Raw genomic sequence first — 12,091 nt, 5'->3', positions numbered from 1 at the left:
TGGGTGACTGCTAGTGTAATGGACTCGCAACTGCACGGTTCCATCACCCCAGGAGGCAACATGTCTGTAGAAAAAGTGGCAATCATCACCGCCGGTGGCAGCGGCATGGGCGCAGCAGCGGCACGTCGTCTGGCCGCTGACGGGTTCAAGGTTGGCATTTTGTCCTCATCGGGCAAGGGCGAGGCGCTGGCCGCCGAGCTTGGCGGCATTGGCGTCACTGGCAGCAACCAGTCGGTCGAGGACCTGCAGCGCCTGGTAGAGGCCGTGGTCGAGCAATGGGGGCGCATCGACGTGCTGGTCAACAGCGCCGGCCACGGCCCGCGCGCTCCCATCCTGGAAATCAGCGACGAGGACTGGCACAAGGGCATGGACACCTACCTGCTCAATGTCATCCGCCCGACGCGGCTGGTGACGCCTCATATGCAAAAACAGCAGGGCGGGGTAATCATCAACATCTCCACCGCCTGGGCGTTCGAGCCGGTTGATCTGTTTCCTACTTCGGCTGTGTTCCGTTCAGGCCTGGCCGCCTTCACCAAGATCTTCGCCGACCATTACGCCGGGGATAATGTGCGCATGAACAATGTGCTCCCCGGCTGGATCGACAGCCTGCCGGCCACCGAGCAGCGCCGCGACAGCGTACCGCTCAAGCGCTACGGTACCAGCGAGGAGATCGCCGCCACCATCGCCTTCCTCGCCAGCGATGGCGCTGCCTATATCACCGGGCAGAACATCAGGGTTGATGGTGGCGTGACGCGCAGCGTCTGAGCAGGTTGTTTTGGGGGCGGCCGGGAGGTGTTCGCCGTGGCAGTTCCGGCGCTCGATCACCTAAGCGCTGCACGCCTCGCGGCATACATCTGTAAGCCCTGATCGGCCTGAGTTGAACCTTGGCGATTGTGGTGGCCGCCGCGTTCGGCCTGCTGGGTGCAGCGGGTGCGATGATCGCCGCGCTGCTGCACAACCTCAGTACGCTGTTGGTGCTGACCAACGCCGGGCGCCTGTTGCGTCATGCCGAACGGCTCGGGCCTGGCAATGCGGTGCCGGCGGTGAAGCCCTAGGCCGAAGCGCACGGCACGCAACATCTGTTCGGTTACCGAACACAAGCCGTGTGGGCGCGCTCAAGCCTGCGGCGCAGACTCCGATAGCTGCTGACCCACCGTCGAAACCTCGACCAGAAGTGGCGTCAACCAGCACAAAAGGAGTACCGCACGCATGTTTGCCGACCTGAAGATCCGTACCGGAATGTTCTGGGTGCTGTTGTTGTTCAGCCTGACCTTGTTGTTTTCCACCGTCAGTGCCTGGCGGGCGGCGCTGGGCAGCGACGAGCAGATCACCGAACTGGATCAGACCGCGCACCAGTCGGACCGGCTGAACAATGCCCTGCTGATGGCGATCCGCTCCAGTGCCAACGTGTCTTCGGGCTTCATCGAGCAGCTGGGTGGCCACGACGAGAGTGCGAACAAACGCATGGCGATGTCGGTCGAGCTGAACGACAAGAGCCAGAAGCTGGTCGACGAGTTCGTCGAAAACACGCGCGAGCCGGCGCTGCACGCAGTGGCCAGCGAGCTGCAAGCCACCTTCGCCGAGTACGCCAAGGCGGTGGACGGGCAGCGCGAAGCTACCCGGCAACGCTCGCTGGAGCAGTATTTCAGGGTCAATACCGACGCCGGCAATGCCATGGGCCGGCTGCAGGCGCTGCGCCAGCAACTGGTTGCAGCCTTGACCGAACGCGGGCAGCAGATCATGCAGGAATCCGACCGTCGCCTGGAGCGTGCGCAACAGCTGAGCCTGGGGTTGCTGGCGGTGACATTGTTGCTTGCCGGCCTGTGCTGGGCCTTCATCGCCCAGCGTGTGCTGCACCCGTTGCGTGAAGCGGGCCAGCACTTCCAGCGCATTGCCAGTGGTGACCTGAGCGTGCCGGTGCAGGCTCAGCAACGCAACGAGATCGGCCAGCTGTTCAATGAACTGGAGCGTATGCAGCAGAGCCAGCGCGATACCTTGGGCAAGATCAGCAGTTGCACCCGGCAGTTGGCCGATGCGGCGCAAGCGTTGAATGCCGTCACCGAGCAAAGCGCCAACAACCTGCGCCAGCAGGGCCAGGAGTTGGAACAGGCGGCCACCGCCGTCACCGAAATGACCACGGCCGTGGAAGAGGTTGCACGCAATGCCGTGACAACCTCCCAGGCGACCCATGAATCCAATCAGCTGGCGGAGAAAAGCCGTCAGCAGGTCAGCGACAACATCGATGGCACCCAGGCCATGACCCGCGAGATCCAGACCAGTAGCGGCCATCTCGAGCAGCTGGTGGGGCAGGTGCGCGATATCGGCAAGGTGCTCGAGGTGATCCGTTCGGTGTCCGAGCAGACCAACCTGCTGGCACTCAACGCAGCCATCGAGGCGGCCCGCGCCGGGGATGCCGGGCGCGGTTTTGCGGTGGTGGCCGATGAGGTGCGCACGCTCGCCTACCGTACCCAGGCCTCGACCCAGGAAATCGAGCAGATGATCGGCCGCGTGCAGCAGGGGACCGAGGCGGCGGTCGCCTCGATGCAGGCCAGCACCAGCCGGGCGCAGTCGACACTCGACGTCACCCTGGCTTCAGGCCAGGTGCTGGAGGGGATCTACAGTGCCATTGGCGAGATCAACGAGCGCAACCTGGTGATCGCCAGTGCGGCCGAAGAGCAGGCGCAGGTGGCGCGTGAGGTGGATCGCAACCTGCTGAACATCCGCGAGCTGTCGAGCCAGTCGGCGGCGGGTGCACAGCAGACCAGCGAGGCCAGCCAGGCGTTGTCAGGGCTGGTAGGGGAGATGACGGCGCTGGTGGGGCGGTTCAGGGTCTGAAGCTCAACTTTGCTTGCCCAGCACGTAACGGTCGAACTGCTCGATGTACTCGTCGACGTTGTCTTCCAGCATCATCCGGTATTGCTCGCTGAAGTACTTCAGGATTTCTTCGCGAGCGGCGGCCATTTCGGCGCCGGACTTGAAGTTGCGGGCGCTGAGCCAGGCACTGAAGCGGCTGGCGGCGAAGGTCATCGAAGCGCTGACCTTGCCGATATCGGCGAGCGTGTCGAGCTGCTGGTTGGCCAGGTCGATGTGCGCATCGGCGCGGTCGTAGAATGCCTGGTCGGTGGCTTGGGTCATGGCGGTATACCTGTGTGGGCCGGTCTTGCGGGGCGCAAAGGATGCCACAGCGGGCGCCTGGCCGGCAGCCATTACCGGCGCCGGCTCACCCGGTTACGGAACGGCGCCGCTTGTTGCGGTACATGTCGTCATCGGCGCAGTTGAGCAGCGAGTCGATGTCTGCGCCGTCAGTGGGATAGCAGGCCACGCCGATGCTGCAGGACGGCATGGGCAGCTGCCGCTGGCCGCTGGTCAGCGGCACGGCCATGGCGGTGAGGATCTGCGCCATCTTTTCAGCTACCGCGCCCACTGCGCTCAGCCCGGTCAGCAGCACGGTGAATTCGTCGCCGCCCATGCGCGCCACCGTGTCCTGCGGGCCGACACAGTCCTCCAGGCGGCGTGCGACGGTGCACAGCACCTGGTCACCCATGGCATGCCCGTGCACATCATTGATGCCCTTGAAATCATTGATATCGAGGAACAGCAGCGCAAACGGGCGTTGCTGGCGCAGGGCGCTGGCCAGCCGCTCGTTGAACAGCGAGCGATTGCACACCCGGGTCAACGGGTCGTGGTGGGCGAGCCAGCGCAATTCCAGCTCGGCCTGGGTGAGCGCCGTAACGTTGCGTGCCACGCCGATGCGCGCGCCCACCTCTTCGGACCAGAAGGCCGACCAGAGGATGTGCACCACGCCACCGTCCTTGCGCAGGTAGCGGTTGCGGAAGTCACTGTGGGAGTGGCCATTCATCACCCGGATGATCGAAGCTCGCGTGGCTTCCAGGTCTTCGGGGTGCATATAGCGGGTGATCGGCGTGCCGATCAGCTCCTCGGCGCGGTAGCCGAGCAGCGCCTCACAGGCATTGCTGACGAACACGATGGTGTTGTCCCGGTCGACCACGAATACTGTGTCCAGCATCAGCTGGATCAGCTTGGGGTAAAGTGCTTGCAGGTCAACGGGCATAGGGGCGTCCGGTGCATCGGGCTCGGGCGTGGCCAGCATACACAGAGCAGGGTTGGTTCCACCAGCGGCCATTCAAACAGATATACTCCGCGGCCGTTTCGAGCATTCAGGAGTCGTTCATGCAGCAGGTTCTGCTCATCGTTGATGTCCAGTCCACCTTCAGCCCCCCCGAATGGCTGGTGGACGGGATTCGTCTGCTGTCAGCGAGGATTCCGTCGTTCGCCTCGGTCGAATTGCACGATGAGCAGGTAACGCCGTTCCAGCGCCAGCTCGGCTGGCACCCGGCAGCCGAGGACGAGTGCCTGATCGAGGTGGACCAGGTGTTCATCAAGCATGGCTATGGCCAGACTGCCGAGACCATCGCCCACCTCCGCCAACTGGGCGTGGAGCGCGTGCTGGTGTGCGGCATGCAGACCGAAACCTGCGTACTGGCAGCAGGCTTTGCGCTGTTCGATGCCGGGCTCTGCCCGACACTGGTGACTGACCTGACTGTCGGCTCATCACTGGACCGCTCTGGCAAACTGGGGACCGACCTCTGGAAGCACCACTTCGGCAACGTGACCACGCGGGCCGAGGTGATGGCCGAACTCGCGCATTCGGTCGCCTGAGAAAACCGCGAAAAGCCAGCGCGCATCGTTTAGCATGGGGGCGCCGATGCACCTGGCCCCTTTTCTTGTCGACATGCTCTGGCTTGCCATGACTGCCTTCTACCTCAAGTTTCTCATCACCCCCACGCTCATGTTGGCCATCTCGCTGGCGGCCAAGCGCTGGGGCGCGCAAATCGGCGGGCTGCTGTCCGGGCTGCCGGTTACCTCAGCCTTGGTCGTGCTGTTCCTGAGCCTCGAGCAGGGCCCTGGTTTTGCCTTGCAGGCAGTGCCTGGAGCGTTGGCCGGCCTGGCGGCGGTGCAGGCGACGTACCTGTTCTACTACCAGGCGACGCGACGGATCTGTGCATTGCCCGGTTGCATCGCCGCGATGGCGGTTTACGCGGCTATGGCAGCCTTGATGAGCCACCTGGGTTGGCTCGCGCTGTCAGTGGTGGTGACCCTGGCACTGCTCACCCTGATCATCATCGTCACCTCGCAACCGGCGCCGGCCGGTGCTGCCAAGGTGGTGCAACTGCCGCGCTGGGTGATCCCGATGCGCATGCTCACGGCCACCGCGCTGCTGGTGGCGATCACCGCCAGCGCCGAATGGCTCGGGCCGGTGGCCAGCGGCCTGCTGGCGCCGATCCCGGTGATCGCCTGGCCGCTGGCGGTGTTCGCCCATGTTCAGGGCGGGCACCATGAATTGGGCGCGATCGTGCGCGGCAACGCCATTGGCGGCGTGGGCGTGTTGGGGTTCTACCTGACAGTGAACAGCTTCATCGAGCAGTGGGGCAGCGTGCCGGCCATTGCCGCCGCCGTGGTGCTGGCCGTGGCAGCCACCTTTGCCCTGGCCAGACTGCTGGACCGCCGACGGGCGTAATCGTCACGGCTTATTGCGCAGCCCGACTGCTGCCGGGAGATGCGCATTACTGGCCTGTTTCAGCAAGTTGAGCGTCGTTATGGCCTTCGCCTCGGCGGTGGCTCACTGTCGATCCTGGCCAGCGAATCAGCATCTTTTAAACTTCCGTAAATTCGGCATGTGCTCGGCATCGTATCAAGTGTCATGATCTTGGCGGCTGATTGCAGGTAGATAATCTTGAATTTCACACTCAAGCAATCGCTGTCGGTTGACCTGAATTCTACGAGCTGCCCAGGCTGGTTTAATGCCAGTCCGTCCAGCACGCCGTTGATTTCTACGAGTTTCTTGGGATTTTTAACATAAATCGTTGCGCTATATGGCGCGAAAAGCAAAATACCTGCCGTCCACCATTGAGGAGGTATCCATCTCTTTACTGGTGTCAACATGCAATAGCGAGCATAGGATCGCACCCCCAACAAATAATGTGATGAGATTGTACGTCTAGGTGAACAAAGTGTTTTGCACGAGTTTTCACTTCCAGCGATATAGGATGTTGGCAATGGCTGGGCAGTCGATTGACTACGTAATCGGCAGTGGCGGAGGTTTCGTTAAGCTGATGTGTATGCGCATGCAAGTGAGTTGCATCAATCGCCCCTGTTGGAGCCTTTCCAATATGGCCGTCAGCATCTGTGGTCGGTGTCACTGCCCTTGGTGATAGGTATCGCACCTTTGCCTGGAGGGCATAAGGCCATGTTGCCCTTTCTAAGGGTGTACGGAATCGCCGCGCATTCGGATACGATACCTGAATATTTTTGCCAGGAAAGCTAGCACTATTACCAGTTATGGATTTTGTGTAGACGGGGTAGTCTAGGCTTCATTGGTTGATAACGCTTGGCGGCATGGGGCGAGCAATGATTGACAGTGCAATATTGAGGCCGCTAATTTATGACGCCTACGGCCACAGTTCATCGGCCGGCGGAGACGCACCGTTATTGGGATTCAATGCTGAGCTGCTCAGTCCGCTGAATTTGTATTTGTTAGGTAACGGCGCACGCGCCTACAGTGCTAGAATCCGTCGATTCCTTAATCCGGATGCGTTGAGCCCGTTCGGATACGGGGGAACGAATGCCTACGCCTACTGCTCAGGAGATCCAATCAATAGGATTGATCCCACAGGACAAAGCTGGAAGAAAATCAGGTCCGTGATACTTGGTAGAGAAGGGAGGGTAGTTGCAAGTGCAAATGGCATGTCGGGAGTTACCGGCGGTAGCTCAGGGCAGTTGAGCAAAGCTGCTTTGGAAAATATTGGGAAGATGGAAAATGGACGACATTTTGTCGGTGTGATGAAAGTGAGTGACAAGCGCATCGATCTAGCCATCTCTAACCAGCTGGGTCATGTAGGGTCAGATGTGGAAAAGAGGCTGCCCAAGGGCGTTACCTACCAAATTGGCTCCGGTATGAAGGCCGTGAGTATTCCTGTACCCCTGGAAGGCTTGCATGAGATCGGCCGACGGGCCGGAGGCGAGCCATTTGATATCACCGGGCACGCAATGATGGTGAAGATGCTCAGCGGCAGGGAGAAGGACTACGTAGGGTTTTCCGGCCTCAAGCGCGGTGAGACCACCCTACGCTTAAAGTGGACCTCACGAACCTTAAATCCCCGTCATGCATCATTCATGACTCGTCGACATTTAGGTATCCCAGGACAAGGAAGAGACTACATCCTGCACCCTTCATATCAGCAAAAAATCATCAGACAGTTTGAGAGTTTCGAGGTTATTACGGATCGGTAGTAAGCTCGACTGAGTGTATCACTCTGTATCAAGACATCTGCCACCGCTATTCGCTTACAAAACCTTCGCTCTGCTGATACGCCCGGGATACATCCCTGGGGCCAAATGAACCAGCCCGAACGAACAAGCCCTACGGCTCGCGTTCCCTGGCTCTTCGCCCTTGAGGCATGACCGTACGACTATCAGGAGAAACACCATGTCCCGTATCCAGTTCCCCAACAAGACCCGCCTCGGCCTGCTGAGCATCGCCCTGGTGGGCGGAATCAACCTGGCTTCCTCGGCATTTGCCGTCGAGCCACTGGCGCAAGGCTACCAGCTGGCGGCTGCGGAAAAGGCCGGCGAGGGCAAGTGCGGCGAAGGCAAGTGCGGTGCCAGCGGCGCCAAGGCCAAAGCCACCCAGGCCGAAGGCAAATGCGGCGAGGGCAAGTGTGGCGCCAGCGGGGCCAAGGCTACCCAGGCTGAAGGCAAATGCGGTGAAGGCAAGTGCGGCGATGCTTCGTTCGCCCGCACTGACACCGACCATGACGGCCGCGTGTCCCGCGCCGAACTGCTGGCGGTCGCGCCGAAGGCCGGTGCTGAGTTCGATGCCATAGATGCCAACCACGACGGCTACCTTTCCGAAGCCGAGGTCTACCAGTTCCGCAAACATCAGTTCGACGCCAACGGTAAACCCTTCCCGACCGACCTGTACAGCAAGCTGAGCCAGGCAAAGCACTGACCCGCAGCGGCATCCCTCCCCAGGCTGCCAGCCGGGGAGGGCGCTGCACCACAAGGAGCCTGCGATGAGCACTCATTCCAATCTGCAGGGCGCCGGCCTGGGCCTGCGCCGTGCACTGCTGCCAGAGCTGCTGAGCATGGACAGCACAGCCGTGGACTTTCTCGAATGCGCGCCAGACAACTGGATCGGCGTCGGCGGCGCCTTCGGCGAAGGCCTGGCGCAACTGGCCGAGCGCCATCCGCTGGCTTGTCATGGCCTATCGTTGTCGCTGGGCGGCCCGGCACCGCTGGATCATGGCTTCCTGCGCCAGATTCGAGCCTTTCTCGACCGTCACCAGGTGCCGCTGTTCAGCGAACACCTGAGCTACTGCGCCGATGACGGCCATCTGTACGACCTCATCCCCATGCCGTTCACCGAAGCAGCCGTGCGCCATACTGCCCAGCGCATTGCTGAAGTCCAGGATGCCCTGGGTCGGCGGATTGCCGTGGAGAATATCTCTTACTACGCCGCACCGTATCAGGCGATGAGCGAAATCGAGTTTCTGCAGGCGGTGTTGAGTGAAGCCGACTGCGACCTGCTGCTGGACATCAACAATATCGTGGTCAATGCCTGCAACCATCGCTACGACGCTGCCGGGTTCCTGGCCCAGGTGCCGGCCGAACGGGTGGTCTACCTGCATGTGGCCGGGCACTACGACCAAGCGCCGGACCTGAAGATCGACACCCATGGTGCCAGCGTCAAGCCTGATGTCTGGGGCCTGCTGGCCAGTGCCTACCAGCACTTGGGGCCGGTGCCGACCTTGCTCGAGCGCGACTTCAACCTGCCACCGCTGGTCGAACTGCTGGTCGAGGTGGAGCACATTCGCAGCCTGCAATCTTCAGCGCAGGCCTTGGCGGTGCGCCATGGCTGATTCACTGCATGAACAGCTGCTGCGCATGGCTGGCCATATCCGCGATCCGCAGGCCAATCCGCCACCGCCTGGTATCGAAGCGCGGCGCCTGGCGGTGTATCGGCAGCTGTTCTTCGGCAACCTGCAGGCACTGCTGGCCGGCAGCTTTCCGGTGCTGCATGCCAGTCTCGCTGCCGAGCACTGGCAGGGGTTGTGCGAAGACTTCTACGCCAGCCATCGCTGCCACACGCCGCTGTTCACCGAAGTGGGCAGCGAGTGGGTCGAGTACCTGCAAGGGCGAGGCGAGCAGCCCGGGTGGATCGCCGAACTTGCCCATTACGAGTGGATAGAGACGGCATTGTTGCTCAGTGATGCCGCCGAACCTGAGCATGCCCCGGAGGGTGATCTGCTGGCTGGCGTGCCGGTGCTGTCCAGCCTGGCTGTGCCATTGGCTTACGCCTGGCCGGTCAGCCATATCGGGCCGGAACATCTGCCGGGCGAGGCGCCCGATGAGCCCACCTTGCTGCTGGCTCATCGAGGTAAAGACCACAAGGTGGCCTTTTCGCGCCTTGCGCCGCTGGCCCATGCGCTGTTGCAATCGTTGCAAGACCAGCCCGTGAGCGGGCGCGAACATCTGGCGGCATTGGCCGCAGCTACCGGCGTCGAACCCGCTGCCATCGCGGCACCTGGCCTGGCGTTGCTGCAAAGCCTGAAAGCCCAGGGCGTCGTGCTCGGCACCCGATAGGTGCGAGCGGTGAAGCATTTACTGAGGGGACTGGAGCGCACAAATTGCCACTGAGGGTCAGCGGCGGTAGTAGCGATGGTCGGCATCGTAATGGTGGGCCCGCTCGTGTCGGCGCTCCCAGTCGCGGCGGCGCTCCGCCTCACGTCGCGCCTCTTCCCGGCGCCATTGGGCCCGGCGCCATTCTTCGCGGCGGCGGTCTTCGCTGTGGTAGTGCCAGCGGCCGTCGCGCCAGTAGCGGTCATCATCATGGGCGAGCAGTGGCCCTGGCTGGCCATCGGCGATGCGGGCCAGGTTCGGCCAAGGGCTCTGGGCCGGGTTGGCCGGCGACGGGGCGATGGTTTCAGTGGCCAGGGCCGCATTCGACGCGTGGATCGGTGTCGCTGAGGCAGAGCCAATGGCTACCAAGGCGAACAGGCCGGCAAAGAGGATTCTCGGGATATGGCATTTCATCGGCGTAGGCAACCCCAGGTTGTCATTGAACATGCGATTGGGCAGCACCGTAAGGCGGCGCCCACCGCGAACGTGAGCATGTCCAGATAGACAAGTAATTGGGGAAAAGTTCTGTTCGTTCAGCGCCTTGGCTTCTGCACGTCGCTGGGCCAGAGCAATGGCCCGCCTGCAGAGCATCTTCGAGCCGTTCGTCCGGGGCGGGCAGAGCGGCACCGATGGCTTCGGCCTGGGCCTGGCCATCGCCCGCCGTGCCCTCGGGCTGCACCAGGGCAGTATCAGCGCGAAGGCGGGCGGCGCGGGGGGCTTGTGCGTGACAGTCCTGTTGCCACGCCTGGGTTGATGCGTCTGAGCGCCTGGGGTCAGCGGCCGAGCATCACGGTCTGCAGTTGCGCCTGAGCCTGCTGTACGGTCTTCGCTTGAGCCGTCAGGTCTTGCAGCAAGGCATTCAGTTCAGCCTGCACCTTGGGGTCGTTGACCTTGACGATCGGCCCGTTGATCTCGATCTGGGCCTTGTGGGCGTCCACGTAGTCGGCGACTTTCAGGCTGCTGTCGAGGGTGCCGTTGATCTGTGGCAGCACCTGCAGGAAGGTCTCGGCCGGGACGCTGACGGTGCGGTCGTAGGCCTTGTCGTAGACCACCTTGAGGTCATCGGGCTGCTTGAGCTGGGCATGGGCGCTGTCGGCCTTGGCCTTCTGCTCCTGCAGCTGGACACCCATGTCGTTCAGGCCGGTCTGTACCGCCTTGATGTCGTCACGGCGACTGGTGATATCGTTCAGCGACCGCACCGCACCTTTCTGCAGCAGGCTGCCCAGCGGTTTCACCGCGCTATCCATGGCGCCGTTGAAATCGGTGATCACCGCGTAATGGTCGTTGTAGGGGCCAAACGCCTTGGACTCGTCGGCGCTCGGCTTGGGCACGTGAACGCCGGGCTTGTCGATGATACGGGTTTGCAGGAATTCGCTGAAGGCAGCGCGCTGCTTGGGTTCATTGTCGCCACAGGCGGCAAGGGCGAGGGGCAGGGCGAGGGCGAGTAACCAATTGCGGCGGAATGAGACGTTCATGTCGATGAAACTCCGTAGGGGGGTGAGGCGCGCCAGCGCTATGGCTCGCGCGGCGGGCAAGGGTAGCGCTTTTTCCGGTCTGGATCCAACTTGCGCTGTGGTGTTCGCCGCGATATTTGCAGCGAACACCCGCAAGCCATCACTCAACGCACCGGAATTAAATCACCCGAGCCTGATGCAAGGCTTCCAGCCAGTCGAATGAAGGTGTGTTCATTCGATTGCAGGGTGCATGCCATTTGGCCATGCAGTTGCACAAGGAGTTGGCGCAATCACTGTGGGAGCCGGTTGACCCATGCATGCCGCGCGGTAGATACCGACGCATTCGCGGGTGAACCTGCTCCCACAGGCTACATGGCTGGGCGCCTGGACTGTTTGCAGCTGTAATTTCTGTTGATCGGCTGTTGCCGTGCAGACAGTGCCCGGGGCTTCAAGGGTAGACCTGATAGCCACGCCCCTGCAGGCACCCGCTGTAAGCACTGGCGTGCGCCGAACTTTGCGCCTGGCCCTGGTTGCGCCGGTCTTCGCGGCGCTCCTGCCGTTGCCGCGAGGCACCTACCGCAGCGCCGGCAGCGGCCCCTTGGCTTGCACGGTTCTGCCGGTATTGCTCCTTGGCATTGTCGCCGACCCGGTCATACATCTCGTCGTGCTGGTTGCCCCGCACCTGGGCGCCAACCGCACCCGCTGCGGCACCAGCCGCCGCGCCCTTGACCCTGCCGCCGACATGGCTGCCAGTGGAACTGCTGCTGGCGCTGTTTGCGGCGTTGCTCGCCACGCTGTTGCATTCGTTGATGTCCAGCTGCATCTGTTGGCTACTCTGGCCCTTGAGCGGCACCACCGACTGGGCCTGGGCTGCAGACGCCGCGCACAGCAGCATCAGCCGGTAACTCCACTTGAACGCACGCATCGCACACCTCCAG

14 protein-coding genes and 2 pseudogenes are annotated in these 12,091 nt (G+C 62.3%); 11 read left to right on the top strand and 5 right to left on the bottom strand.

The features are described 5' to 3' along the window. Positions 1-60: 60 nt before the first annotated feature. The 3 genes and pseudogenes from ACTORR_RS02155 (at position 61) to ACTORR_RS02145 (ending at position 2,835) form a co-directional block, all read left to right on the top strand. Positions 61-765, top strand: coding sequence for an SDR family oxidoreductase (locus ACTORR_RS02155; protein WP_054887660.1), 705 nt, complete (start codon positions 61-63; stop codon positions 763-765). 116 nt (positions 766-881) lie between these two features. Beyond that, positions 882-1,055 (top strand): annotated as a pseudogene (locus ACTORR_RS02150) (hypothetical protein); the annotation flags it as partial. 154 nt (positions 1,056-1,209) lie between these two features. Further along, positions 1,210-2,835 carry a methyl-accepting chemotaxis protein gene (locus tag ACTORR_RS02145; protein ID WP_099813631.1) on the top strand — a complete coding sequence of 542 codons (1,626 nt, stop codon included), beginning with the start codon at positions 1,210-1,212 and terminating at the stop codon, positions 2,833-2,835. Between the two features lie 3 nt (positions 2,836-2,838). On the opposite strand, the gene ACTORR_RS02140 is transcribed toward ACTORR_RS02145, so the two are convergent. Both ACTORR_RS02140 and ACTORR_RS02135 read right to left on the bottom strand, forming a co-directional pair. Beyond that, the gene (locus tag ACTORR_RS02140; RefSeq protein ID WP_054887657.1) at positions 2,839-3,135 is read right to left on the bottom strand and encodes a DUF3144 domain-containing protein; all 297 of its coding nucleotides are present in this window, start codon (positions 3,133-3,135) and stop codon (positions 2,839-2,841) included. 85 nt (positions 3,136-3,220) lie between these two features. Then, a complete protein-coding gene (locus ACTORR_RS02135) occupies positions 3,221-4,072 on the bottom strand; it encodes a GGDEF domain-containing protein (RefSeq protein WP_099813707.1) in 852 nt (283 codons plus the stop codon). 119 nt (positions 4,073-4,191) lie between these two features. On the opposite strand from ACTORR_RS02135, the gene ACTORR_RS02130 reads away from it, so the two are divergent. The 6 genes from ACTORR_RS02130 to ACTORR_RS02105 all read left to right on the top strand — a co-directional run bounded on the left by ACTORR_RS02130 (position 4,192) and on the right by ACTORR_RS02105 (position 9,663). After that, positions 4,192-4,680 carry a cysteine hydrolase family protein gene (locus ACTORR_RS02130; RefSeq protein WP_313365712.1) on the top strand — a complete coding sequence of 163 codons (489 nt, stop codon included), beginning with the start codon at positions 4,192-4,194 and terminating at the stop codon, positions 4,678-4,680. A gap of 88 nt (positions 4,681-4,768) precedes the next feature. After that, entirely contained in the window at positions 4,769-5,539 is a 771-nt protein-coding gene (locus ACTORR_RS02125) for a hypothetical protein (protein WP_441344116.1), read from the top strand. 890 nt (positions 5,540-6,429) lie between these two features. After that, complete coding sequence (locus tag ACTORR_RS02120) at positions 6,430-7,311, top strand: RHS repeat-associated core domain-containing protein (protein WP_441343526.1); 882 nt, start codon at positions 6,430-6,432, stop codon at positions 7,309-7,311. A gap of 196 nt (positions 7,312-7,507) precedes the next feature. Continuing rightward, a complete protein-coding gene (locus tag ACTORR_RS02115; protein ID WP_262108235.1) occupies positions 7,508-8,029 on the top strand; it encodes an HvfA family oxazolone/thioamide-modified RiPP metallophore in 522 nt (173 codons plus the stop codon). A gap of 64 nt (positions 8,030-8,093) precedes the next feature. Beyond that, entirely contained in the window at positions 8,094-8,939 is an 846-nt protein-coding gene (locus tag ACTORR_RS02110; protein ID WP_313365193.1) for an HvfB family MNIO-type RiPP peptide maturase, read from the top strand. Next, entirely contained in the window at positions 8,932-9,663 is a 732-nt protein-coding gene (locus tag ACTORR_RS02105) for an HvfC family RiPP maturation protein (RefSeq protein ID WP_099813634.1), read from the top strand. The genes ACTORR_RS02110 and ACTORR_RS02105 overlap by 8 nt, the downstream gene beginning before the upstream one ends. Positions 9,664-9,720: 57 nt before the next feature. Here ACTORR_RS02105 and ACTORR_RS02100 read toward each other — a convergent pair whose 3' ends face one another. After that, positions 9,721-10,146 (bottom strand): hypothetical protein, encoded by a 426-nt coding sequence (locus ACTORR_RS02100; protein ID WP_313365192.1) that lies wholly within the window; start codon positions 10,144-10,146, stop codon positions 9,721-9,723. Between the two features lie 127 nt (positions 10,147-10,273). Here ACTORR_RS02100 and ACTORR_RS02095 point away from each other — a divergent pair. Beyond that, positions 10,274-10,453: pseudogene (locus tag ACTORR_RS02095) on the top strand (ATP-binding protein); the annotation flags it as partial. A gap of 19 nt (positions 10,454-10,472) precedes the next feature. On the opposite strand, the gene ACTORR_RS02090 reads toward ACTORR_RS02095, so the two are convergent. Next, on the bottom strand, positions 10,473-11,174 hold the full coding sequence (locus ACTORR_RS02090) for a DUF3053 domain-containing protein (RefSeq protein ID WP_099813635.1): 702 nt from the start codon (positions 11,172-11,174) through the stop codon (positions 10,473-10,475). Between ACTORR_RS02090 and ACTORR_RS02085 the strand changes: the two genes are divergently transcribed. Continuing rightward, the gene (locus ACTORR_RS02085; protein WP_054887649.1) at positions 11,173-11,376 is read left to right on the top strand and encodes a hypothetical protein; all 204 of its coding nucleotides are present in this window, start codon (positions 11,173-11,175) and stop codon (positions 11,374-11,376) included. The two genes, ACTORR_RS02090 and ACTORR_RS02085, sit on opposite strands and share 2 nt — an antisense overlap. 225 nt (positions 11,377-11,601) lie before the next feature. Here ACTORR_RS02085 and ACTORR_RS02080 read toward each other — a convergent pair whose 3' ends face one another. Continuing rightward, positions 11,602-12,078, bottom strand: a complete 477-nt coding sequence (locus ACTORR_RS02080; protein WP_313365191.1) for a YMGG-like glycine zipper-containing protein — start codon at positions 12,076-12,078, stop codon at positions 11,602-11,604. Positions 12,079-12,091 lie beyond the last annotated feature (13 nt).

It is taken from the genome of Pseudomonas sp. SAR267, from assembly GCF_052077595.1.
Taxonomy (GTDB): domain Bacteria; phylum Pseudomonadota; class Gammaproteobacteria; order Pseudomonadales; family Pseudomonadaceae; genus Aquipseudomonas; species Aquipseudomonas vlassakiae.
Note: the sequence above shows the minus strand (reverse complement) of the source record. Positions and strands in the feature narration are given on the sequence as shown.